Source organism: Brevibacillus daliensis, assembly GCF_021245735.1.
GTDB classification, from domain to species: domain Bacteria; phylum Bacillota; class Bacilli; order Brevibacillales; family Brevibacillaceae; genus Brevibacillus_B; species Brevibacillus_B daliensis.
Genome location: NZ_JAJISB010000038.1, coordinates 26,056 through 48,713, shown reverse-complemented (window position 1 = coordinate 48,713; position 22,658 = coordinate 26,056). Strand labels below are relative to the sequence as shown.

Here is a 22,658-nt window from a genome sequence, read left to right as displayed (position 1 = left end):
ATAAGGAGGTTAATCCCCTTTTCAAATGGACATTTATGACGTACTATGTAAATAGGGTAAGGACGTGTCCAAACGGAGGGATAGTTTTGACAGACGATAAAAAAATAGAGATCCAAGAAAAAGCATTGATGCTTCTGCAGGCTGATGCAGAAAAAATATATAAGCTCATCGATGTTCAAATGGAGAATTTGACAATGCCCCAATGCCCTCTTTATGAAGAGGTACTGGATACGCAAATGTTCGGATTATCACGTGAGATCGAATTTGCTGTAAGACTTGGTGTTCTGAAAGAGGAGGATGGCCGATCCATCCTAGAAGAACTGGAACACAAGCTAGAGGATTTACATGAGCTTTTTAACCAAAACAAATAAAACTCGCCGGGACTTTAGTTCCCTGGCGAGTTTTATATTTACAGATAAGAATTTTTAAAAATTCTTATCTGCATAAGTGCAACTAAGCCTTTGCCTGCGCCAAAGGCTTGGCAAAGTCAAGTTTTCTAATCTTCTTAATCATAAAAGAAGGCCGTACCGAGTATCAGATAGACAATTAACAGTAATACGCCTTCATACCAGTTGGTGGAGCCATCCTTGGAGATTGAAATAGCAATAAATGTAGAGACTGCAATTGCTGTTAATTCAGGAAGTGTAAATACAATATCCATCGGGGAACCAAACAGTAAGCTGAGCAAGACGAGCGTAGGTGCTACGAATAAGGCGATCTGCAAACTGGAGCCGACGGCAATTTCAACAGCTGCTCCAATTCTGCCTTTCATAGCGAGTAGGACGGCAGCGCTATGTTCGGCAGCATTACCAATAATGGCAATCACAAAAGCCCCAACAAACAACTCTGACCAGCCTAGACTGTCAGAAACGACTTCAATATTGTGTACAAGCCACTCTGAGACCATCGCTACAAAAATTGTCGCTACGACCAACATGATAATAGATATTCCTTTGGACCAGACAGCTTCGGTATCATGTTGTTCGATATCGCTCAGAAATGCCTTGTGCGTAATCATGGAGAAGACGAGCCATAGTATGTAAGCAATAATTAATAAGACTGCAATAACAATGGATAACGTGTTGATCTCCTCATGAGGCAACTCAAACATAAACATAGCAGGAATGAATAAGGCTACCAGAGCTAAGGTCATTAAAGAAGCATTATGACCTGCTAATTGACTGTTAAACTTTTGCTCTTTATACCGTAATCCACCAAGAAATACGCTTAAACCAAGGACAAGCAGCATATTTCCGATAATGGAACCGGTAATAGAAGCTTTGACCATATCAAATAACCCTTCTTTCACAAGGAAAAAGGCAATTATTAGTTCTGCCGCATTACCAAATGTGGCGTTAAGAAAACCTCCGATGCGATCACCCGAATAGTGAGCGACGCTTTCCGTTGCTTTTCCGAGAAAAGAAGCAAGAAAGATAATGGCAACCGATGCCGTGATAAATTGCAGCATGGCGCTTGTGCTGAAAAAATGCATGCTTGCTGCTAATAAAAACGAGCCAGCAACCATTCCGTAATACAAATACTTATTTTTCACTCTGTTCACCTCACGATACGAAAAGTAACATGTGATTGGGCAAGAAAAAACATGATGAATAGAAGGCAACCATCACAGGTAAGCTAATGGTAAAACTTATGTAATCAGGAGGTAACTATGTCTAACCCATATTGTTGTCCTGTATGCAAAACTAATCGTATGCGTTTCAATATTATTCAACAAGAGCCACAGTATGTGAAACTACATCCTCAATCAGGCGAGCGTATGCAAGTGTTGGAGAGAGATGAACTAGACGCTTTCCACCAACCGTATAAAGGTGATAACTATATGATTCAGTGCGGAGTTTGTGGAACCATAGAACGAGAAGAGCGCTTTGTAAAAATGGCACAGCATACAAACCGTCCTGGCTGATTTGTAGAACAATAAAAGTGTAACCTGGTGATTCCATTAATGATCACCAGGTTTTTTTCTGTGAAAAACGTCTCGACGTTTTACATAAAATTGGATGTGACCGCTTGCGGTCCAACAAAACGGTCATGACCGTTTTGTGAGAATTTATTGTTTCAATTAAGCTGTCATCTACAAAAAATATGCTTCCCGATTTTTTTAATCTGTGGTCTGCTCCAGATCCAGGCAGATGTAGCTGTGTCTGGATTGAAATAATAAAGTGCTCCTTCGCTAGGGTCCCAGCCTTTTAGCGCATCCTGGACAGCCTTTTTAGCCGTTTCATTTGGTGTTAAATTGATTTGTCCATCAGCTACCGCGGTAAAAGCACGTGGTTCATATATGACTGCAGTAGGTGAATTAGGGAAGGAGGGGCTTTTCGTCCGATTTAATATGACGGCAGCAACAGCGACTTGCCCTGTATAAGGTTCTCCACGTGCTTCCCCGTATACGGCATTCGCCATTATTTTCAGGTCATTGCTGGAATACCCGCCAGCTGGTTTTTCCACGGTGGCTCCGGGATTTCCGGTACTGGTTGACGGTTTATAGGTACCCATTACGTAGTGTTTTGTAGCGTTGTACAATCGTACCTTTGTCGTGTCATCTAAAACACCTGTTACTTTCATGCCAAACAAGTACTGAAAATCTTTAACAGCACGTTCTGTCTGCCAACCAAAAATTGAATCGATTGGTCCTTTGTAATAGCCGATAAAAGTAAGTCGCTCTTGTAACTCTCTCACATCGGTGCCTCTCGAACCATTTTTGTAAGTGGGGCCCATTGTAAAAGCGTTCGTTATGGCAGGATTCATGCTAAAGGTGGAGAGGAGTAATACAGCTGTAATAATCCCTAGAATCAAACTCATATGCTTTTTCATAGTATGTATGCCTCCGTCGATTGTTGTTAGCAAGGATAGTGTATCCAGTTTTAGAATATTTACGTATTCAAATGATGTTAAGAAATGGGACAAAAACACATAAAACTTTATAGATACACCTAATTTCTTGTTTCAAAGAAGCTTGTTAACCCGTTATAATAAGGGAAAAACGACAGTATCCCACAAAAGATCCAAGTCACTACGTACATAAATAATTTGGTTGAAAAAAGGCTGTGGGATACACTACAGGTAAATAGCTACCCTGACATATCACCAAGAGTATTTGTTTCCTATGTTTCAATATATTCACTTACGTGCAACGAAAGTCTTGCTGATGCTTGCACAAGTATCTTGACAAAACCTAGTTTTCTAATAAGGAGGCGGTAGGTATGGAAATAGTCAGAGATCAGATAAGAGTTGCGGATCATGTTGTAGCAGTGATTGCCGGAGTAGCCGCGCAAGAGATTCATAATGTGTTAGTCGGTGGAAGCGCTTCATTTTATGAGGAATGGACAAAACGACTAAGTGGAAAGCCTATTGCCAAAGGAATCTATGTAGATGTTAGCCAAGAAGGTGCAGATATTACCATGATGATTTCTGTTAAGTATGGTACCATCATTAATACTACATGCCGGCTATTACAAGAAAAGGTGAAGCAATCTGTTGAATACTTTACGGGGATTCACGTACGTAGGATAGATGTGCAGGTAGCAGGTCTTACTATAGAATAAATCGAGAAAAAAGGCGCTTCTGCCCGGCATTGTACCTAGACAGAAACGCCTTTTTAGTTTAACTGTATCAGAAACTATAAATTTACAGAGTCATTTCTTGATGGATCGCTTACGTATTGGAGTGCTTTTGCCTGTTAACTTCCCGTGAGACGCTTAACAAAATACCTATACTCGTCATAGAGATGAGTAGGGAAGAACCACCGTAGCTGATAAATGGCAACGTAACTCCCGTCATTGGGATGGCTCCAGTTACACCCCCAATATTAATCATTGCTTGGAGGGCAAGCATACTTACAATACCAATCCCTGCTAAACTGGCAAATGTGTCTGCACAACGCAGGCTAATTTGTAAGCCTCTAAGTAATAGACCCAGATAAACCAACAGGAACAAGGCTGTAAATATAAACCCTAGCTCTTCTGCAATTACAGAAAAAATGAAATCTGTATATGCTTCAGGCAAATACAAATACTTTTGCAGACTCTGACCAAATCCAGCACCAGTACCACCACCACGGGCGATGGCAAGTAAAGATTGAACTAATTGGAAGCCAGTGTCAAGTGGATCTTTCCAAGGATCGGAATAAGTTGTAAGTCTTGCTAAGGCATGTGGTTTGATCAAAATATATGTTCCGATAAACAGTACCGCTGGAGGTACAATAAGAATCAAAAGCTGTTTGATTCTGGCTCCACCTGCAATAATGATAATCATGGCTGTTCCAAGAACGATCGCAGCAGTTCCTAAGTCAGGTTGGAAGAGGATCAGAATAAAAAATATACCTGTCACCATTAATGGTGGAATTAAGCCTGACTTCAGATCACGGAACTTGTCCCCTTTTTTGGAAACGAGAGCAGAAAGATAAATAATGATCCCTAATTTGGCTACTTCTGAAGGTTGTAAGTTCATAAATCCAATGTCAATCCAAGAGTGAGCTCCATTGATCTCTATGGATACGCCTGGAATATATAACAATAACAACAGGAAAACACTAACGAAGGCAATCATGAGAAAGTGCTTCTTATAGAAGGAGAACGGAATATTCATTGTAAACAGCATAATAATGAAGCCCAGAATAGCAAAGATTAGCTGTTTTTTAACGAAATAGAGAGCGTCCCCTCCACAGTAACTACAGCCCTTGTATGTATAGTCGGTGGTACCGGCGAAGATAGAGCTGGCGTTCATTACCATCGTAATCCCAAAGCCTACAAGCAATACAGTTAGGAAAAGCAGGAGAAAGTCTGGAAGTCCGCGTTTTTTCATAGTTGTAGTATTCTCACCCCGCAGAAACGAAACAGAGAGGTAAATTTTCCGCTCCTCTCTGTTTGCGTAAAAATAATAATTTGTACTATTGCGCTAATTTTTCTTTTAGGCTTTGCAGTTGTTGTTTTGCTTTAGATACCACTTGATCTGGCATTGGAGAATCGTAATCCATACCGTGTGGGAAGAGATGCTTGCCGATGAATGGCTCGTCCAATTTTAATACAGCGTCAGGGTCTTCGATTTTACCTTCCTGACAATGACCTTGGACACGCAGATAATAAGTATTTCCTTTATCAGTGATCATATAATCGTAAGTTGAATGGTGGTAATCCCAAGCAAAACGGGTAAAACCAACGCTTTCAAATGCTAAATCTAATTCTTCAAGCGTAGATTGTTGACCGCCAATTCCCGACTCTTTGAGAAGCATTCTGCCTTCCTCCTTTGCAATATTCACCCTCTAATGATAGTAGGTTTTTCCTGTTTGTGCAATCTAAGAATAGTAAAAAATGCTAACGATTGCATGAACATGTAAATTGTAGGGGAAACTAACGTTCGAACGAGAGTAAAAGGAGGAATGATGAATGGCTGCACGAAACCTACGAGAGATCATGACACAAAATCTAGCTACTGTTACATTATTAGACAATGTTTATGAAGTAGCAGTAAAAATGAAGAACTGGGATGTAGGTGTTATTCCTGTTGTTAATGAGCAGGATGATGTCATTGGGATTATTACTGACCGTGACATCGTTATCCGTGGTTTGGCGGAAAAGAAAGAAGGATCTGCTAAGGTAGAAGATGTAATGAGTAAGGATGTCATTCTGGGTTCTCCAGAAATGAAAGCAGATGAAGCAGCAAAAATTATGGCTAAACACCAGATTAGACGACTACCAGTAGTGGACAATGGAAAGTTAGTTGGGATCGTAGCAATTGGTGATCTGGCTGTTCGCAATCAGCTTGAAACGGAAGCTGGGGAAGCACTGGCAGAAATCTCCGAAACACCATCTCGTCATTAAAAGAGCGCCTTCGTGTGCTCTTTTTTCTTACTGTATCAGAAAGAATAAACTTTGGAGCTTCTCATCCTGATACGCATAAAAACATCCGCTAAGGAAGGACCAGCTTCTTCGAAAATACTTCGATAGAAGTTTTTCTTATATGTTGGTGGTATGAAAATAAAGGAGGTTGAAAAGAAGGCTTGTATAGCCACTTTTCAACCTCTTTTAATTAGAATCCCTTATATTGTGGTTCCTCTTGTTCCAACTGTTGAACACGCGATTCTAATTGAGTAATAATAGATTGCGTTTGCTGTGCAGATTGGGTAAACATTTGTTTTGCTTGTTTATTTTGTGTACTAATCGCAAAGGTTTCTAAGCTAGCCTGAGCACTTTTTAAGCCAGCTAATGTTTGCTTTACTGATGAAGCTACTGTCATTGATATCACCTCCGCGTATAGTATGCCTCTAACCTCTTGGTTTAAAAACAAGTGCGCCCAAAAAACCAAAAATAATTGCAGCAGAGATACCAGCGCTTGTTACTTCAAAGATACCTGTAATGATTCCGATAATCCCATCACTTTGCATCTCTGCCATAGCTCCATGTACAAGGGCATTCCCAAAACTTGTAATGGGAACGGTTGCACCAGCTCCTGCCCATTTTATTAATGGTTCATACCAACCGAGTCCATCCAAAATGGCTCCAGTTACCACCAATGTGGACATCGTATGAGCAGGTGTTAGTTTACCTACATCCATCAGCAATTGTCCAATGACACAAATAATGCCACCAACAATAAACGCCCAAATAAAAATACTCATTCATTTACTCCTCTCTCAATAGCTACAGCATGTGCTATACAAGGAATACTCTCGTTTTGTTGAAAGCTGATTGGTGAAAGCAAGGCGCCTGTTGCTACTACCAAAATCCGATTCCATTCGCCTTTAAGCAATCGATTTAGTAAATGGCCGTATGTAACGGTAGCACAGCAGGCACAACCACTACCTCCTGATAAAACCTCTTGATGGTCGTCATAAATGAGAAGACCACAATCCGTAAAAGCTTCTTCACGTATTGAAAACCCGTGCTTCTTCAATAATTTTGTCGCAATTTGATGTCCCACTTTTCCAAGATCACCAGTTGCAATCAAATCGTAATAGTCTGGCCCAATTCGCATATCTCGAAAGTGTGATTGAATCGTATCTACAGCAGCAGGCGCCATAGCAGCACCCATATTAAAGGGATCAGTTAACCCCATATCAACGACTCTTCCAATGGTAGCCGATGTTATTTTAGGACCAGTTCCATTGGGGGCAACAACGGCAGCGGCTGCTCCAGTTACAGTCCACTGGGCAGTTGGGGGCTTTTGTGAACCATATTCTGTTGGATAACGATACTGTTTTTCTGCTGTTGCATTATGGCTGCATGTACCCGTTAAGACATACTTAGCCGATTGGCTATCTATCAACTGAGCAGCAAGTGCTAATCCTTCCATAGATGTTGAACAAGCTCCGAACACTCCAAGATAGGGACTTCCAATTGTGCGTGCAGCAAAGCTTGATGAGATGATTTGATTCATTAAGTCTCCAGTTATGAGATAATTTATATCTCCTTTTTGTAATTGTGCTTTTTCCACTGCCCGGTTACATGCCTCTTCTAGCATGACTTTCTCTGCTTTTTCAAAACTATCTTGTCCCAACCAGATATCACTGTGGAGAATATCAAAATCATTGGCGATTTTTCCCTGTGCCTCAAATGGTCCTCCAATTGTTCCTGTGGATAAAATGGTTGGTTTGCTTGGAAAGACCCAGGATTGATGTCCCTTTAGCATCTTATGAACCTCCTAAAGCAGTGAATAACCATTTAATAAGTGCGATGAAAAATGCAGCAACCACACCGAAAACGATTACGGAACCCGCCAATTTAAACATTTTGCCACCAACTCCGAGTACATACCCTTCACTTTTATGCTCAATGGCAGCAGAAGCAATAGAATTTGCGAAACCAGTAACGGGAACAGCAGTTCCAGCTCCTCCAAATTGCCCCAGTTTGTCATAAACTCCAAAACCAGTCAGAAGAACCGAAATGAAAATAAGCACAGCTACGGTTGGGTCTCCTGCAGTTTTTTCATCAAAGTGGAAAAAGTGAATGAAGAAGGTTTGAATGAATTGACCTAATAAACAAATCAAACCGCCAACCCAAAATGCTCTGATGCAATTTTTCAGAACGGGTCTAGGTGGTTCCATTTTTTTTGCAAATGCTTGGTATTCGATTTGAGTTGCTGTCAGTTTTTTATTTTTTTTAGCCATCTTATACTCCTTCTGCTCTCGTATAGGGTTATATTAATTTTGGAATATAAAACCAATTTTTATACCCTGCCCTCATATATAAAAAAACTCAAAGTTACACAATCTAATAGGCATAGTATTGTAAGAACGAGCGAGGAGAGGATTTTATTGCCTGGAATATGGGAAATTTTTCTTAGATCAATATTTACGCTTTTTTCTTTATTGTTCTTAACACGCATTATGGGAAAACGACAACTTGCCCAAGCTACTTTTTTTGAATATGTTGTAGGAGTGACAATTGGCTCCATTGCAGGATTTATTTCCACTGATATTGAATCTAATTTCTTCCATGGGTTTATCAGCATGCTTATTTGGGCTCTTGTTCCGTTTCTTCTTAGTTATCTATCGCTAAAAAGTAAAGTGGTAAACGATCTGGTTGAAGGAAATGCTCGAATCCTTATAAAAGATGGAAAAATTATGGAGGACAATTTAAAAAAAGAGAATCTCAATGGAGAAGAATTATTAGAACAACTACGTCTTAAAAATGTATTTTCTGTGGCTGATGTCGAGTTTGCAGTACTAGAGCAAAACGGTCATTTGAGTGTGATGTTAAAAAAAGAAAATCAACCACTGACACCAAAAGATTTGAATATCAAACCTGCACCAATCAAAGAACCGCAAACAGTTATTTTGGATGGAAATGTTATGCTAGAGCCTTTGGCTACTACAGGCTTGTCCAAAAGGTGGCTCTTTACGACGTTACATAAAATGGGAATCCCGATAGACAACGTATATATGGGGCAAGTAGATAGTTATGGGCAATTGCATGTAGATTTATATGATGATCAAATTACTGTGCCGATTCCACAAGAAAAACCATTAGCATTATCTGTTTTGAAAAAGTGTCAAGCAGACTTGGAAATGTTTTCATTAGAAACGAAAAATACTTCAGCAAAAAAGGATTATGAAAAGAGCTCGAAACAATTAAAGCAAATTGTAGAAGGGTTAACGCCTTTTTTACAAAATTAATGATAAGCAGTCCTCACATGTATTTTTGATATCCCCATTAAGTAGAGAATAAAGTTGGTTCTTTGTTCTCTACTTAATGGGGATATCTCCAGTTGTGAGGCTATTACTCAGACTTTACTTCTTCTAGTACGACCATTGCCCAAGGTTTTTGTTCTGTAGGAAATTTTCTGGGGTCATCAGGTCAAGCTATTTATTTTACATAAAAGTAACGGGGTAGTCTGCGCCGTAATCGTAATGATCAGGGGCATTAGACGAGGAGGCTTTCCGACTATTCTTAAATCGGGTTTCTTAATCTTTAGACTTGACGTGTGCATGCTCATGCATATATTATATGTACAGGTGGTGAGGTAAATATGAGTAGAGATGAAGAGCTTAATTGTTCAAACGAAATTAATAATGCTATTGATTTTGACTTTTATAAAACATTATTTGATCCTGTTAGAATTGAAATTATTAAATATTTGGCAATTTATGGGGCGAAAAATATAACGGAAATTGCTGAAAATCTCCCACAGGATAGATCGGTTATTTCAAGGCATTTAGATTTAATGTATAGGTTTGAAATTGTTTCAAAAACAAAAATAGGTAGAAATATTTACTACGAAGTAAATAGCCAAATGATATTTGATAAGTTTAAATTAACGACTGATCAATTAGAAAAACTCTTAAATAGTTGCTAACTTTGAGTTTTTTTGCTCAATATATGCAAATGTGTGCACTATTGCATATTTAATAACCGCCTAAATTAAAAGTTAAAGGAGAAAAAAGTATGAAAACGATAGTATATGTTCATCCATGGAATGGAAGTTATAATCATGCAATTTTATCTAAAGTAGTAGAAACATGTAAGGAAAGAAATCAACAGTTTCAAATTATTGATTTGTACCAAGATGATTTTGATCCAATTTATCATGCAAGTGAATTGAAATTATATTCAAAGGGTAAGTATGAAAATGAATTAGTGGGTAAGTATCAGTCAATGTTAAAGTCTAGTAGCGAGGTAATTTTTATATTTCCAATCTGGTGGTATAATGTTCCAGCTATATTAAAGGGATTCCTAGATAAAGTACTTCTTAAAAATTTTGCTTATATTGAAAATAAGAATGGAACAATGAAAGGGCTGCTAACGAATATCCAGTCAGTAAAAGTTATCACAACCGGTCAAGCTCCTAAATGGTATATTCAATTTGTTGCAGGAAATGGTATAAAAAAATCTTTTATTAAAGCTACATTGAAAGCTGTAGGAATGAAAAACATTCAATGGTTACATTGTGGATATGTATCTACAGGTAAGAATGAAAACCGGGTGAAATTTTTAATTTCATTACCTACCAAACTATAAATATATATTTCTTTAGAAAATATTTATTTGATTTGCAAAAGTGTCTGACACAGGTGATCAACAATTTTAAAAATTAGCAAATCTAATGAAAAGAGAGTTAATTGATAAAGAAAAACTTGGAAAAGTAACCGGGGAAGGATTCTACAAATATCCCAACCCCAATTTTATGAACCCCAGTTTTTTAGAGGGTTGATGGAAGGGAAAATTGAAAAATTGGCTTAAGTTCAATAAATCACTTTAGTTGTTGCTTATTTATATGATAATTATACTTAAGAAGTAAAGTTATTTAGAAGGGGTGGTAGGATGAGTAAGAACTTTATTATATTTGGAGCAAGCCAAGGGCTAGGCGATGCATTTGTAAAAGGCTTACCTACTGAGGGAGATACAGTATGGGTGGTGTCACGCACACGACCAAGTAGTTTAGATATAAATGATGGCGTAAATCGTAAATGGCTCACAATTGATTTATCTAGTCAACAACAAATTCCTTCTTTAAAAGAAACTTTAAAAGACATTGCTATTGATGTATTAATTTATAATGTCGGAGTATGGGAAAAGCGTGGTTTTGAAGATGACTATACATTTGATAAGGATGAAGTTGAAGATATTTCGAACTTAATCAATATTAATTTAACTTCCACTATTACTTATATTCAGGCGCTTTTACCTAATTTAAGACAGGCGAAAAACGGAAAAATTATTTTAATTGGTTCAACAGCAGGTTTAGATCATACGAACAATGCACAAGTTTCGTTTGTCACATCTAAATTTGGCATACGTGGTATTACAAATGCTTTACGTGAGCATGTGAGAAAAGATAAGATCTCAGTAACGTGTATTAATCCAGGAGAGCTTGCTGCTGAAGTACCTTATGAAGAAGGTGCAGAAAAGGCAATTACATTGTATGAAGGTACACGTATTCCTGTACAAGACATTGTAGCCATTGTCCAATGCGTTATTAATTTATCGCCTGTTTCATGTGTAAAGGAAATTAATATTCCTGCCATAACAGATTTGAATGCATGATTGTATAGCATAGGAATAGAGTTTTTCGGTATATTATAAAAATTAATTATTGGTATAAAATATAGCTCGCATTTTGATGAATCCTTTTCAAAATGCGAGCTATTTTATATCTCTAGAATCAATGTTTGCAGCTACCTTTTAATCAATCTTTTTTTAAAGTTACAAATAATGAAAATTAGTTATAAAACAGTGATAGGGGTTAGCTCAATATAATCGTCCACTTAACCATTCAAAATTATGATATAGCTTGAAATCAACATTATTTAAAAAACTTTTCATAAAACTTAAATCTAGAGCTATCAAAAAGAGTACTACAAAATTTTTTGAAAAATCTTGAGTTTGTTAAAAGAATCAATTATTATTTACTTACCGGTCGGTAAAAAGGGGCGATAGAAAAATGAGTAATAAAGTAGACATGTATAATCTTATTGTAGAAACAGCATACAAGATGTTTTCTAAAAATGGTTTTGAAAAAACAAGTTTATCAATGATTGCTAAAGAAGTAGGAATCTCGAAGCCCGCTATTTATTATTATTTTGATTCTAAAGAAAAATTAATCGACGTTATTTTTGTGGGAATTTGTAAAAAAATTGAACTAAAATTTACTTTTACATTTGAAAATATAGATGCTAAAGGCTTTAAACAATTTATGTTATCGATTGGTTATCAAATGATAGAAGATCAGGAGAATGATAAATACTTTAATAAGATCTTTAATGAATATATTTTATTAGCTACTCGAAATGAAAAGTATCTAAATCGGTTGTATGAGATTCAAAAAGGATTTTTAAAGAGCTATTATGACTTAGTGAATTATGGAGTGAAAATTGGTGCAGTTGAAGATAAGAATATAGAGTTAAAAGCTCATATGCTTGTGATGGTTATTGATAATATTAGTAACTTTATAATGACTGGATTCCCATTAGATTATAGAGGCATATGGAAAGAAGCTATTAATAGTGTTATTAAGGAGGAACAATATGACCAAACACTCACAATCTAAACGTATTGAAGGGTTAGATTTTGCTAGAGCCTTGGCTATGTTTGGAATGCTTATTGTTAACTATACAATTATTATGGGAGCGGGAGGAAATGGACCAGATTGGCTTGTATGGTTTACTGAACTTTTTGAAGGAAGAGCATCAGCCACTTTTGTAATGTTGGCGGGTATCGGAGTTACTTTAATGACAAGAAAAGCTAGAAATGGAGGTTCTCTTTCTTTTATTAGAGAAAATAGGATGAAATTATGGAAACGTTCAGCTTTTCTATTTATTCTAGGATTACTTTTATACGTGACAGGTTGGACTGGGGATATACTACATTATTATGGTGCTTATATGCTAATGGCATCTTTTCTAATAGTAGCTTCTACAAAGCTTATTGCCATATTATCTAGTCTCTTTTTATTAATTTCGCAATTCTTACAAGTGACAATTGATTATATGAAAGGATGGTACCCTGAACAACCATTTATGGAATATCTTGATTTCTGGACCATAGAAGGTTTTATAAGAAATCTTTTGTTTAATGGGTATCATCCAGTATTCCCTTGGATATGTTTCTTTCTGCTGGGAATGATCCTTGGCAGACTTGATTTATCTAAGAAAGTTGTAAGAAACAAAATGTTGTTTATTTCTTTATTTTTACTAATAACAACGGAGTTACTTTCAAAAGTTTTATTTCGACTATCCCTGTCAATATTAGATGTAAATAGTGCAGAATTTCTGTTTCAAACTGGGCCAATTCCCCCAAACATCTTTTATATTTTATCTAATTCCTCTTTCGCGATAATTGTCATAGTTTCTTCTATTTATATCGCAGAAAAGTTCGCTGGACATTGGTTTACAAAATCACTTATTAAAACAGGACAATTAACATTAACTCACTATGTAAACCATGTATTCATCGGTATTGGCATATTAGTTTTATTAAATAGATTAGAAAATCAAACGTTAGCATTTTCACTAATATTCACTATACTGTTTTTTGTGGCGAGTATTTTATTTTCTCTTTTTTGGAGTAGTAAATTTAAAAGAGGACCAATTGAATGGATTATGAGAAAAATAGCAAATTAAAAATTGAGTAATGGACTAAAATGGAAATAATCCAATTCTGATTATCATCTACAACTTTTATAATCATTAGATACAAATCAAGCACAAATACAGGATAGGGATAACTAGGAGATAAAAAAGTTTCCGAAGCGAGATTTCATATTTTGCAACCGGCCTCCATTTCCAAGGTTAATGAGCACATGCACTTCTATCTTTTGGCTACTATATCTGTTTAAATATGATTGGCAGGAAAAAAATCCATTGGAAATATTTACATTATACAAAAAAGGAAGGAAAGTGCTGTACCTATGTATAAAGTTGGGGTCGTGGGACCACTGCCCTCAGTTGAACGAATAGTAGGGGTAGCCAAGGAATTTGCCGAAGAAATACAGTTTATACCATATCCATATAATGATGCTCGCGAGACGGAGAACATTGTCTTTTCACATAAGAACGAGGTCATGATATGGCTGTTTTCTGGTCAAGTGCCTTATTTAATAGCAAAAAAAACGCTGGGTAGCGATGAGAATCTACAGTTTATCCCACATACAGGTTCTAGTCTGTATAAATGCTTTTTACATATGGCTTATTACCAGCAGAAACTGTTAGAACGAGTTTCCGTTGATATGGTCCAATCAGAGGATGTGGAAGAGGCATTAGCGGAACTTGGTATACCTACAAGTGAGATATATGTAAAAAAATATGATGATTATACAGAATATCAAGAATTGCTCAACTTTCATTTAGACCTGTGGAAAGCAGGAAAAACAGAGGCAGCTTTTACTTGTTATCAAGCTACATTTCTCACATTACAAGAAAAAGGAATTCCTTCTTACTGGATATCCCCAACGCGCATGGTTATTAGACAAAATCTGGTCTTAATTGCTGAAAAATTCAAAACTTCCTATTTTAAGGATATGCAAATTGGTCTTGGGATAATTGAAATAGAAGATTTTGATAAAGTAATCGATCGGGCAAAAACACCGTATCATCTCCAGTATCTAGAATTGAAAGTGAAGGAATCATTATTAAAATTGTGTGAACGGGTAGATGGCTCTCTTTTAGAGAAGGGAAACGGCAGATATGCCATATTTAGTACGCGTGGCGCGATGGAGCGAGAATTACAAGGGTTCACCGCCACGGCCAGATTGCTATCCTTGGATGTAGAAGGAAGAGTAGCAGTAGGGATAGGTTATGGCCAGACGGTATTTGCTGCTGAAAACCATGGAAGACGTGCTGTTCAGTATGCAAAGGAAAGAAATGATTACGATATTGTCATTGTGCAGGAAAATGGAGTAATCCAGGATAGTACATCGGGACATGTACCATTCTCCTACTCATCACGTTCTGATGATCAGAACTTGTTGGAAGCATTAAAAAAAGCAAATGTAAGTATCAAAACCTATAACAAAATGGAGGCTCTGGCAGAAAAAATGAACTGGACTGAGTTTACCTCTGCCGATATTGCCGCTAGTCTTTCCATGACAGAGCGAAATGCAAGACGAATTATATCAGGGTTATGTGAACAAGGGCTCATGGAGTGTGTGGGGGAAGAGATGTTGGCCGCAAGGGGTCGACCGACAAAAAGATATGCCTTTTCTTAAAGGCTCTACTCAAGAGTAATCGTAATAGAAGCAGAAGAATCCCGAAGAGGATTTTTCTGCTTTTTTTAGTGGGGAAAAAAGCTACAATCTTATTCGGAAAGGCGAAACAAATGCTTGACGTATCAAGAGTTTGTATTTTCATAAGATAAGTTCTTGTTATATATAAAATTTTCTGATAATGTAATAAAGGAAATATTCCTTAATTATTCCTTAATTGAAATGGAGGACTCATATGGCTAAGATCACTGTAGCTTCAAAGCCAGATCTGGATAAGGAACCAGGCGGATTTTTGAAGATGGTAGAAGTAGTTGGGAACAAGTTGCCACATCCGTTTATTCTTTTTGTGTATTTAGCTCTAATCATGGTCGTTGTGTCCGCCATAATGGCAGCTATGCAATTAACCGTTCTTGATCCTAGTGAGGGCAAGGAAGTTGCATTACAAAGCTTGTTAAGTCAAGAAGGTATTTCCTGGATTTTAACAAACATGCTGAAAAACTTTACTAGCTTTACCCCGTTGGGTCTTGTTTTAGCAATGGCTCTAGGCGTGGGACTAGCTGAACGTGTAGGCTTGATTCAAGTTGTTCTGCGTAAAATGATTTTGAAGGTGTCACCTAAGATTGTAACCTTTGCCGTTGTATTTACAGGTATTTTAGGAAACCTTGCTTCCGATGCGGCTTTTGTAATTATTCCCCCCCTAGGAGCCATGGTGTTCCTTGCATTGGGACGTCATCCACTGGCTGGACTTGCAGCTGGTTTTGCCGGGGTAGGTTCTGGCTTTACGGCTAATTTTTTCGTAGCAGGAACGGATGCGCTGTTAGCTGGAATTAGTACCGATGTAGCTCGTACGATTGATCCAAATATTTATGTCTCACCGTTAGATAACTGGTACTTCATGATCGTGTCCGTTGTAATCCTGTCTGTAGTAGGTGCCTGGATTACAGAAAAAATCGTTGAGCCACGTTTAGGCGAATACGATGGAGATAAAAAAGCGCATCTAGAAGAACTAAGTGCTCTTGAAAATAAAGCTCTTCGTTACACAGGAATAGCAGCATTGCTATTCGTTGTAGCTATGGCGGCAATGGTTGTACCGGAGAATGGCTTTCTTCGTGATCCTGAAACTAGTGACTTTTTGACCTCGCCATTCATGAAAGGGATTATTCCGATCATTTTGTTCTTCTTTATTTTAGTTTCTATTGTATATGGTATCGTTACGAAACAGATTAAAGAGCAAAAAGATGTGCCGAAATTCATGACAGATGCAATTAAAGATATGGCTGGTTTTATCGTCATGGTTTTTGCAGCATCTCAGTTTATCGCATTCTTTAACTGGAGTAATATAGGAATTTATCTTGCTGTAAATGGAGCTGGCTTCTTAACCAGTATCAACTTGACTGGACTTCCGGTTGTTATTGGATTTACATTGTTAACTGCCTTACTAGGTCTGTTTATCTTTAGTGGATCAGCTTTATGGGCATTGTTAGCCCCAGTATTCATCCCGATGTTTATGTTGTTAGATTATCATCCGGCTTTTGTGCAGCTTGCTTACCGGATTGCAGAATCTGCAACCAATACAATTTCACCGCTCAACCCGTATTTACCAATGATTATGTTGTATGTGGCAGAATATAAGAAAAATTCAGGAATGGGAACCATCATTTCCATGATGATGCCATACGCCGTATTTTTCTTGGGCATCTGGATCGTGCAAATGGTTATCTGGTATCTGTTAGGATTACCGCTTGGTCCTGGAGTGTACGCACGATAATTCGCAATTGAGCAATGGCAATGACTGGAGGGAAGAGGCTTGAACAACAAGATAAAACTTGTCATGTCCAAAGCAGATGAAGAGTTTGTGGTTAAAATGCGACGCGATATTCATCAGCATCCTGAAATAAGTGGTCAGGAAGAACGAACGGCAGCACGCGTCATAAAAGAATTGAATAGTATGAAAATTAGTGATATTCGTTCCGGAATTGCTGGACATGGTATTATTGCTGTGATCGGTAAGAAAAAAGAAGGGCAGCTTACGGTGGCATTACGCGCTGATATGGATGCATTACCCATACAGGAACAAACCAACCTGCCTTTTGCTTCGGTTAATGAAGGGGTTATGCATGCGTGTGGTCATGATTCACATATTGCCATGTTACTTGGTGCAGCACGTTTATTAAAAAGCGTGGAAGGCGAATTGAATGGACAAGTCGTTCTCATTTTCCAGCCTGCTGAGGAGAATGCACCAGTTGGTGGCTCAAGACCGATGATAGAGGCTGGTGCACTTGATTCACCAAAGCCAGATGCTGTTTTTGGGTTACATGTATGGCCTACTTTGCCTGTGGGACAAGTTGGGGTTAGATCTGGTTTTCTAATGGGAGCATCGGATCGATTCAAGCTAACAATCAAAGGCAAAGGTGGACATGCCAGCATGCCGCATGAGACGGTAGATTCGATTATCGTTGCCATGCAAGTAATTCAGGCGTTGCAAACCATTGTTAGTAGAAACGTGAATCCAATGGATGCTGGTGTTATTACGATCGGAAAATTAGAAGCTGGGACCAGGTATAATGTTATTGCAGATGAAGCTGTCCTTGAGGGAACAGTACGTTTGCAGCGTCCAGAAGTTCGAAGTTTATTAAAGCAACGAGTTGAACAGGTTGCTGAATTAGTTGCCAAAAGTCTTGGAGCTCGGGCGCAGTTGGAATACTCAGAGGGGTATCCTGTTTTGGTAAACTCAGAGGAAGAAACAGAAATGGTCCGTTTGGCTACATCACGTTGGCTGGGGAAAGATGCTCTGGCAACAATTGAACCTGCTCTTACTGCTGAAGATTTCGCTGTTTATCTGCAAAAATTCCCAGGTTCATTCTGCTGGTTAGGTTGTGGATTTCCAGATGAAAGTAAAAACTTCCCGCTTCATCATCCACAGTTTCAGGTGGATGAACGAGTGTTGCCAATTGGGGCACAGTTGTTAGCAGAAATTGCTTTGACTTATATTCAAGAAAAGAGTCGATGAGAGCATGGCTGAGCGTCATATACAAGAAAACATACAAAAGAGGCTGGGGCAGATTGCCCCAGCTATTGTTGCCTGGCGAAGAGATTTTCACCGTCATCCGGAAGTGGGATGGACGGAGTTCCGAACGGCTTCACTTGTAGCCGATGTACTGGAAGAGGTAGGCTTTCAGGTGCTAGTGGGTCAGGAAGTAATGAATCTAACTAGTAGAATGGGAGTTCCCTCTGAAGTGGTAATTGCCAAAGCACGTGAGAAAGCTTTGAAAAATGGGGCCAATCTGAAATGGCTAGATAGAATGGTAGATGGATGTACCGGAGTCGTTGGGGTGTGGGACACTGGGAAGCCTGGTCCAACCATTGCCCTCCGCTTTGATATGGATGCTCTTCCTGTTCATGAAGAAGCTACTAATCAACACGTGCCAGCTCGTCTGGGATTCCGCTCTGAGATAGAAGGTCAAATGCACGCATGTGGTCACGATGGACATACAGCAATTGGTCTTGGTGTCGCATCCATTTTGTCATCACTGAAAGAGACGGGTTGCGGTCGGATCAAGTTGATATTTCAGCCTGCAGAAGAAGGTGCGCGTGGTGCAAAGGCGATGGTAGAAGCAGGTGTGGTCTCTGACGTGGACCTGTTTGTATGTGGGCATATAGGGCTAACTGCTAAACCAACAGGCTTGATTGCAACAGGTGTAACACGTTTTTTTGCATCCACAAAGATAGATGTAACCATTAAGGGAGTTCCAGCACATGCTGCCCTTGCTCCGGAAAAAGGAAAAAATGCGCTTTTGGCTGCGGCTGCGATTACTTTACAGCTTCAGGGTATCTCAAGACATTCTGGAGGAGATACTCGTATTAATGTTGGAATGCTCGAGGCTGGTGAAGGAAGAAATATTATACCTTCCCATGCTAAGCTTACGTTGGAAACGCGTGGTGTAACCAACGAAGTGAACGATTACATGACTGAAGAAGTAAAGCGGATCGTTAAAGCAGTTGCCATGATGTACAATGTAGAGGAACATATTGAAATTGTAGGTAGATCAATTGCTGCTCCTTGTGATGAGCTCTTGATGAATAGAGTAAAAGAAGTAGCTATCTCTACAGGAAGAGAATGGCAAGTCGTTGATACGCTACCTTTTGATGCTTCAGAAGATGCGACTTATTTTATGGAAGCAGTTCAAAAGCGGGGCGGTTTAGCAACTTATACGCTTTTTGGTACGGAGCTATCAGCCACCCATCATCATCATGCTTTTGACTATTCAGAAGAGACTCTGCTGATTGCAGTAGAATTGTTATCTCAGCTTGTAGCAGATGTTCTCTTTTCTGAAGTGAAAGTGTAGCAACATTACTAGTTGATAACATATTTTTTTCTGGATTGCCATCTGACAGAGCTTGCTAGTTCTCAAGATGGCAATCTTTTTTTTCATACTTGTCAATGCCCAAAAGCTGAAAACGACAGCATTTTAGGCTTGGTGTTCCTGTACCTTATCCTCATTTGCCGCATAGGCTGTAGCGAAGAGGAAGGGAGGGTCCTTATGAGTTTTTTCGACTTTGATTTTGAGCACGAAGAACTAATTTGGATCATCGTGATCGTTGTGGTGCTATTTTTTTTATTCAGCGACCGCGACTAGTTAATACACATAAAAAAACGATCCTGTCGAGGGATCGTTTTTTAGTTGGAAAAATAAAAGTAAAAAGGAGAGATTCACCCGGGCGACAGCGTGGTGATTTTTGGTGCAGGACCGGTTGGATTGTGTGCGGTTCACGCAGCTAGGCTCTTTAGTCCCAGCCAAATCATCCTTGTCGATATCGATTCACACCGGCTAGCTGTCGGAACAAGGATGGGTGCCACCAGCAGCATCCAAGCTGACCAAGAGGATGTGCTCGCAGTCATTCATTCGCTTACGGGCGGAAAAGGGGCTGATGTGGCGATAGAGGCAGCCGGCGTGGAAAAAGCTTTTCAGCAGGCTGTGCGCTGTGTCGGGATAGGCGGGCGTGTTTCCATCGTCAGCATTTATGGCGATGATGTCTCCTTGCCTCTTCCGGAAATTTTTATGAAGAATATTCGTATCGAAATGGGCTTGTCCTATCTGGGTAATATGAAGCGTCTGATTCGTATGATCCAGAACGGGCAGCTTGATCTTACCCCGCTGATCTCGCACCGAATCAAGCTTAGCGAGATTTCGAAGGGCTACGAGATGTTTGAAAAACGTTTGGACAATGTGATCAAAATTGCCATTACGCCCTAATGATACAGCTACCGACTCTTAATGGAGTGGTTACGAGGAGTGGATGAGGATGAAGAGTGATTTGCAGGCGGGAGTCACCGCAGAGTTTAGCATTACGCCTGACCCAGCGGAGCACTGTTCATCGGGAAAAAGAAGCGAGCCCCAGCAAGTCTTACAGTGAAGACATCGTTGTGAGCTTCCCCCGATGAATAGTGTGGAGCGGACAGTCTACCCCTCATCGGGGCGAAGACTTTTAGCGAAGTGTGAAAAGAGAAGCTGGTTTTCTCCACGAAACTTGGATAAAGACGATCTTTACTTTCATTTCTGTCCCACAAAAGAATTTGTTACACCCCCGCTTATTAAGGCTATTATTGTTGTCCTAATTTCCCGTTTAATATCATAACTTACTAGAGAATATATACTAGGGGGTGGTATCTTGAATGCAACTTTTCAGGTCCTGTCCTATGTCGCTATCACATACTTTTTCTTTGCAGGGTTTATCTGGAAAAGGATAAATCAAATGGATCATATGCAAGGCATGATGAGTGGTATGTCAATGGGGATGATGATTGGTCTGATTGGTGGACTGTTATTTGGGGATATTTACAGAGGCGATTTATTCTACTCCACCATGCTTGGAATGTTTGTAGGGGGCGCCTCGGGATTTATTATCGGAATTCCGTTGTCAATCCTGAGCATTGTAGAGGGGACTTTATCAGGTATTATGGGTGGGATGATGGGAGCGATGCTGGGTGAAATGGTACCCACTGAAAAAATCGAAGCATTACTTTTTTTCTTTATCATGTTGCTTACTGCTTGTATGTTACTTCTAACCAGATTGATTGAAACAGAGAAAAAAGAAACCTCGACCACACGATGGCATTTGATTTTTCTTCACCCAGCTACACCGGCTGTTTTACTCATTGGGATATTTCTTTGGTTTCAGACCTTGGCATTTGCTCCATCAACGAGTGATCTTCCATCTCAGCATTCAACCATTTTGGGCAATAATTTGGTAAAGGAAGTGAATTTCACTGCCGTCGACTTCTCTTATCAACCTAGTCAAGTCATGATCAAGAAAAACATCCCCATCAAAGTAACCTTTCAAAATGATGGTACTGTAGAGCACAATATTGAGATTGTTTCTAATGGTAAAATTATGATCGTCTCTGAGTCTATCAAGGGACACCAGCATTCGGAGAAGGTTCAATTGCATGCGAAGTCCGGTGAGTCTGCTGAGAGTGTCTGGGAGGCAACGGAGGAAGGTACTTATCAATATTATTGCACAATTCCTGGTCATAAAGAGAGCGGGATGATCGGTAACCTGATTGTGATGTAGAGCGTGTGGAAGTTTTGTATACCTCAAGTAATACGGTCTCTCTTTTTTTATTGGTTTTACCATAAAAGGTGATGAAGAGTACGTACGTTTGGTATGATAGGAGGGACATACTATATAGAAGTAACAGAAAGGATTGTACGTTACATGATCTTTAATAAGCACATCACGAAAGCTTTATTGGTAGGTAGCTTGTTTGTCTTCATGCTACTGCTAAGTGGCTGTAACACAACTACTGATTCAACTCTATCGGACAAGCCCGTTCCAAACGGGAAAATGAAAGCGAGCATCACTCGAGTAGTAGACGGCGATACGTTCGAAATTTCTACAGGAGAAAAAGTTCGCCTTATTGGAGTAGATACTCCAGAAACCGTAAAACCAAACCATCCAGTAGAGGCATATGGAAAAGAAGCGAGTGATTACACAAAAAAGATGTTAACAAGTAAGCAGGTTACCTTGCAATTTGATGTAGAACCTTATGACAAGTATGGGCGGTTATTAGCCTATGTGTACTTGGAAGATGGGACTTTTTATAATGAGCATGTTATCAAAGAGGGCTACGCAAGAATTATGACAGTACCCCCTAATGTTGCACAAGCAGATCTTTTTCTAAAAGGAGAGCAAGAAGCTCGCAAAGGGAATATAGGGCTGTGGGGAGCAGAAACAAAAAAACCAACCAATTCGAATAACAAGCCTGAATCAAATGGGGCGTCAGAACAAGCAAAAGGAAAGATTAAAGGGAATATAAACTCCAAGGGGAAGAAAATCTATCATATGCCTGGAGGACGTAACTATGAAGAAACGAATCCGGAAGTATGGTTTGAAACCGAAGAGGAAGCAGTAAAAGCTGGCTTTCGTAAGGCTGAAAAATAACATTATAATATTCGTTTGAATGTTAGAATATATCATGGTAAGATGTGAGTAGAAGGAAGAGA

25 protein-coding genes are annotated in these 22,658 nt (G+C 39.0%); 17 read left to right on the top strand and 8 right to left on the bottom strand.

Features of this window, described 5'->3' with window-relative positions; translation table 11 throughout:
- Positions 1-86 precede the first annotated feature (86 nt).
- Positions 87-371, top strand: a complete 285-nt coding sequence (locus LM917_RS20970) for an Fpa/YlaN family protein (RefSeq protein WP_232699662.1) — start codon at positions 87-89, stop codon at positions 369-371.
- A gap of 134 nt (positions 372-505) precedes the next feature.
- On the opposite strand, the gene cax is transcribed toward LM917_RS20970, so the two are convergent.
- On the bottom strand, positions 506-1,525 hold the full coding sequence (cax, locus tag LM917_RS20965) for a calcium/proton exchanger (protein WP_232699684.1): 1,020 nt from the start codon (positions 1,523-1,525) through the stop codon (positions 506-508).
- A gap of 144 nt (positions 1,526-1,669) precedes the next feature.
- Here cax and LM917_RS20960 point away from each other — a divergent pair, with 144 nt between their 5' ends.
- Positions 1,670-1,924 carry a hypothetical protein gene (locus tag LM917_RS20960; protein WP_232699661.1) on the top strand — a complete coding sequence of 85 codons (255 nt, stop codon included), beginning with the start codon at positions 1,670-1,672 and terminating at the stop codon, positions 1,922-1,924.
- A 164-nt stretch (positions 1,925-2,088) separates the two neighbouring features.
- Here LM917_RS20960 and sleB read toward each other — a convergent pair whose 3' ends face one another.
- On the bottom strand, positions 2,089-2,832 hold the full coding sequence (gene sleB / locus LM917_RS20955) for a spore cortex-lytic enzyme (protein ID WP_232699660.1): 744 nt from the start codon (positions 2,830-2,832) through the stop codon (positions 2,089-2,091).
- Between the two features lie 389 nt (positions 2,833-3,221).
- Between sleB and LM917_RS20950 the strand changes: the two genes are divergently transcribed.
- Positions 3,222-3,563 (top strand): Asp23/Gls24 family envelope stress response protein, encoded by a 342-nt coding sequence (locus LM917_RS20950; RefSeq protein ID WP_232699659.1) that lies wholly within the window; start codon positions 3,222-3,224, stop codon positions 3,561-3,563.
- Between the two features lie 109 nt (positions 3,564-3,672).
- Here the strand turns inward: LM917_RS20950 and ftsW are convergent, their stop codons facing one another.
- Together ftsW and LM917_RS20940 are read right to left on the bottom strand one after the other, a co-directional pair.
- A complete protein-coding gene (gene ftsW / locus LM917_RS20945; RefSeq protein ID WP_232699658.1) occupies positions 3,673-4,821 on the bottom strand; it encodes a putative lipid II flippase FtsW in 1,149 nt (382 codons plus the stop codon).
- 85 nt (positions 4,822-4,906) lie between these two features.
- A complete protein-coding gene (locus tag LM917_RS20940) occupies positions 4,907-5,248 on the bottom strand; it encodes a YugN family protein (protein ID WP_232699657.1) in 342 nt (113 codons plus the stop codon).
- Positions 5,249-5,402: 154 nt separating this feature from the next.
- Between LM917_RS20940 and LM917_RS20935 the strand changes: the two genes are divergently transcribed.
- The gene (locus LM917_RS20935) at positions 5,403-5,837 is read left to right on the top strand and encodes a CBS domain-containing protein (protein ID WP_232699656.1); all 435 of its coding nucleotides are present in this window, start codon (positions 5,403-5,405) and stop codon (positions 5,835-5,837) included.
- Positions 5,838-6,045: 208 nt separating this feature from the next.
- Here the strand turns inward: LM917_RS20935 and LM917_RS20930 are convergent, their stop codons facing one another.
- From LM917_RS20930 to spoVAC, 4 genes are read right to left on the bottom strand one after another with little or no spacing between them, the layout of a single operon-like run.
- Positions 6,046-6,252, bottom strand: coding sequence for a DUF1657 domain-containing protein (locus LM917_RS20930; RefSeq protein ID WP_232699655.1), 207 nt, complete (start codon positions 6,250-6,252; stop codon positions 6,046-6,048).
- Between the two features lie 28 nt (positions 6,253-6,280).
- The gene (gene spoVAE, locus LM917_RS20925; protein WP_232699654.1) at positions 6,281-6,634 is read right to left on the bottom strand and encodes a stage V sporulation protein AE; all 354 of its coding nucleotides are present in this window, start codon (positions 6,632-6,634) and stop codon (positions 6,281-6,283) included.
- The gene (spoVAD, locus tag LM917_RS20920) at positions 6,631-7,644 is read right to left on the bottom strand and encodes a stage V sporulation protein AD (protein ID WP_232699653.1); all 1,014 of its coding nucleotides are present in this window, start codon (positions 7,642-7,644) and stop codon (positions 6,631-6,633) included. Before spoVAD ends, spoVAE begins: the two co-directional genes overlap by 4 nt.
- Position 7,645: 1 nt before the next feature.
- Positions 7,646-8,122 (bottom strand): stage V sporulation protein AC, encoded by a 477-nt coding sequence (gene spoVAC, locus LM917_RS20915; protein WP_232699652.1) that lies wholly within the window; start codon positions 8,120-8,122, stop codon positions 7,646-7,648.
- Positions 8,123-8,269: 147 nt separating this feature from the next.
- On the opposite strand from spoVAC, the gene LM917_RS20910 reads away from it, so the two are divergent.
- The 13 genes from LM917_RS20910 to LM917_RS20845 all read left to right on the top strand — a co-directional run bounded on the left by LM917_RS20910 (position 8,270) and on the right by LM917_RS20845 (position 22,596).
- Positions 8,270-9,130 carry a DUF421 domain-containing protein gene (locus tag LM917_RS20910; RefSeq protein WP_232699651.1) on the top strand — a complete coding sequence of 287 codons (861 nt, stop codon included), beginning with the start codon at positions 8,270-8,272 and terminating at the stop codon, positions 9,128-9,130.
- A gap of 353 nt (positions 9,131-9,483) precedes the next feature.
- Complete coding sequence (locus LM917_RS20905) at positions 9,484-9,810, top strand: ArsR/SmtB family transcription factor (protein WP_232699650.1); 327 nt, start codon at positions 9,484-9,486, stop codon at positions 9,808-9,810.
- Positions 9,811-9,899: 89 nt separating this feature from the next.
- Positions 9,900-10,472: an NAD(P)H-dependent oxidoreductase gene (locus LM917_RS20900; protein WP_232699649.1), complete on the top strand. Its 573-nt coding sequence runs from the start codon at positions 9,900-9,902 to the stop codon at positions 10,470-10,472.
- A gap of 303 nt (positions 10,473-10,775) precedes the next feature.
- Positions 10,776-11,498 carry an SDR family NAD(P)-dependent oxidoreductase gene (locus LM917_RS20890; protein WP_232699648.1) on the top strand — a complete coding sequence of 241 codons (723 nt, stop codon included), beginning with the start codon at positions 10,776-10,778 and terminating at the stop codon, positions 11,496-11,498.
- Positions 11,499-11,895: 397 nt separating this feature from the next.
- Entirely contained in the window at positions 11,896-12,501 is a 606-nt protein-coding gene (locus LM917_RS20885) for a TetR/AcrR family transcriptional regulator (protein WP_232699647.1), read from the top strand.
- Positions 12,479-13,573 carry a DUF418 domain-containing protein gene (locus LM917_RS20880; RefSeq protein ID WP_232699646.1) on the top strand — a complete coding sequence of 365 codons (1,095 nt, stop codon included), beginning with the start codon at positions 12,479-12,481 and terminating at the stop codon, positions 13,571-13,573. Before LM917_RS20885 ends, LM917_RS20880 begins: the two co-directional genes overlap by 23 nt.
- 287 nt (positions 13,574-13,860) lie before the next feature.
- On the top strand, positions 13,861-15,156 hold the full coding sequence (locus tag LM917_RS20875) for a hypothetical protein (RefSeq protein ID WP_232699645.1): 1,296 nt from the start codon (positions 13,861-13,863) through the stop codon (positions 15,154-15,156).
- A 232-nt stretch (positions 15,157-15,388) separates the two neighbouring features.
- Positions 15,389-16,921: an AbgT family transporter gene (locus tag LM917_RS20870; protein ID WP_232699644.1), complete on the top strand. Its 1,533-nt coding sequence runs from the start codon at positions 15,389-15,391 to the stop codon at positions 16,919-16,921.
- Between the two features lie 39 nt (positions 16,922-16,960).
- Positions 16,961-18,163: a M20 metallopeptidase family protein gene (locus LM917_RS20865; RefSeq protein WP_232699643.1), complete on the top strand. Its 1,203-nt coding sequence runs from the start codon at positions 16,961-16,963 to the stop codon at positions 18,161-18,163.
- A gap of 4 nt (positions 18,164-18,167) precedes the next feature.
- The gene (locus tag LM917_RS20860) at positions 18,168-19,499 is read left to right on the top strand and encodes an amidohydrolase (RefSeq protein WP_232699642.1); all 1,332 of its coding nucleotides are present in this window, start codon (positions 18,168-18,170) and stop codon (positions 19,497-19,499) included.
- Positions 19,500-19,883: 384 nt separating this feature from the next.
- Positions 19,884-20,408, top strand: coding sequence for a zinc-dependent alcohol dehydrogenase (locus LM917_RS20855; protein ID WP_232699641.1), 525 nt, complete (start codon positions 19,884-19,886; stop codon positions 20,406-20,408).
- 415 nt (positions 20,409-20,823) lie between these two features.
- Positions 20,824-21,726 carry a plastocyanin/azurin family copper-binding protein gene (locus LM917_RS20850; RefSeq protein WP_232699640.1) on the top strand — a complete coding sequence of 301 codons (903 nt, stop codon included), beginning with the start codon at positions 20,824-20,826 and terminating at the stop codon, positions 21,724-21,726.
- A 144-nt stretch (positions 21,727-21,870) separates the two neighbouring features.
- Complete coding sequence (locus LM917_RS20845; RefSeq protein WP_232699639.1) at positions 21,871-22,596, top strand: thermonuclease family protein; 726 nt, start codon at positions 21,871-21,873, stop codon at positions 22,594-22,596.
- The last annotated feature ends 62 nt before the right edge of the window (positions 22,597-22,658 follow it).

Coding starts and splice junctions, on each gene's coding strand:
- cax (WP_232699684.1), bottom strand. CDS start 1,525: ATGGTTGCTGGCTCGTTTTTATTAGCAGCAAGCATGCATTTTTTCAGC.
- LM917_RS20960 (WP_232699661.1), top strand. CDS start 1,670: ATGTCTAACCCATATTGTTGTCCTGTATGCAAAACTAATCGTATGCGT.
- sleB (WP_232699660.1), bottom strand. CDS start 2,832: ATGAAAAAGCATATGAGTTTGATTCTAGGGATTATTACAGCTGTATTA.
- LM917_RS20950 (WP_232699659.1), top strand. CDS start 3,222: ATGGAAATAGTCAGAGATCAGATAAGAGTTGCGGATCATGTTGTAGCA.
- ftsW (WP_232699658.1), bottom strand. CDS start 4,821: ATGAAAAAACGCGGACTTCCAGACTTTCTCCTGCTTTTCCTAACTGTA.
- LM917_RS20940 (WP_232699657.1), bottom strand. CDS start 5,248: ATGCTTCTCAAAGAGTCGGGAATTGGCGGTCAACAATCTACGCTTGAA.
- LM917_RS20935 (WP_232699656.1), top strand. CDS start 5,403: ATGGCTGCACGAAACCTACGAGAGATCATGACACAAAATCTAGCTACT.
- LM917_RS20930 (WP_232699655.1), bottom strand. CDS start 6,252: ATGACAGTAGCTTCATCAGTAAAGCAAACATTAGCTGGCTTAAAAAGT.
- spoVAE (WP_232699654.1), bottom strand. CDS start 6,634: ATGAGTATTTTTATTTGGGCGTTTATTGTTGGTGGCATTATTTGTGTC.
- spoVAD (WP_232699653.1), bottom strand. CDS start 7,644: ATGCTAAAGGGACATCAATCCTGGGTCTTTCCAAGCAAACCAACCATT.
- spoVAC (WP_232699652.1), bottom strand. CDS start 8,122: ATGGCTAAAAAAAATAAAAAACTGACAGCAACTCAAATCGAATACCAA.
- LM917_RS20905 (WP_232699650.1), top strand. CDS start 9,484: ATGAGTAGAGATGAAGAGCTTAATTGTTCAAACGAAATTAATAATGCT.
- LM917_RS20900 (WP_232699649.1), top strand. CDS start 9,900: ATGAAAACGATAGTATATGTTCATCCATGGAATGGAAGTTATAATCAT.
- LM917_RS20890 (WP_232699648.1), top strand. CDS start 10,776: ATGAGTAAGAACTTTATTATATTTGGAGCAAGCCAAGGGCTAGGCGAT.
- LM917_RS20885 (WP_232699647.1), top strand. CDS start 11,896: ATGAGTAATAAAGTAGACATGTATAATCTTATTGTAGAAACAGCATAC.
- LM917_RS20880 (WP_232699646.1), top strand. CDS start 12,479: ATGACCAAACACTCACAATCTAAACGTATTGAAGGGTTAGATTTTGCT.
- LM917_RS20875 (WP_232699645.1), top strand. CDS start 13,861: ATGTATAAAGTTGGGGTCGTGGGACCACTGCCCTCAGTTGAACGAATA.
- LM917_RS20870 (WP_232699644.1), top strand. CDS start 15,389: ATGGCTAAGATCACTGTAGCTTCAAAGCCAGATCTGGATAAGGAACCA.
- LM917_RS20860 (WP_232699642.1), top strand. CDS start 18,168: ATGGCTGAGCGTCATATACAAGAAAACATACAAAAGAGGCTGGGGCAG.
- LM917_RS20845 (WP_232699639.1), top strand. CDS start 21,871: ATGATCTTTAATAAGCACATCACGAAAGCTTTATTGGTAGGTAGCTTG.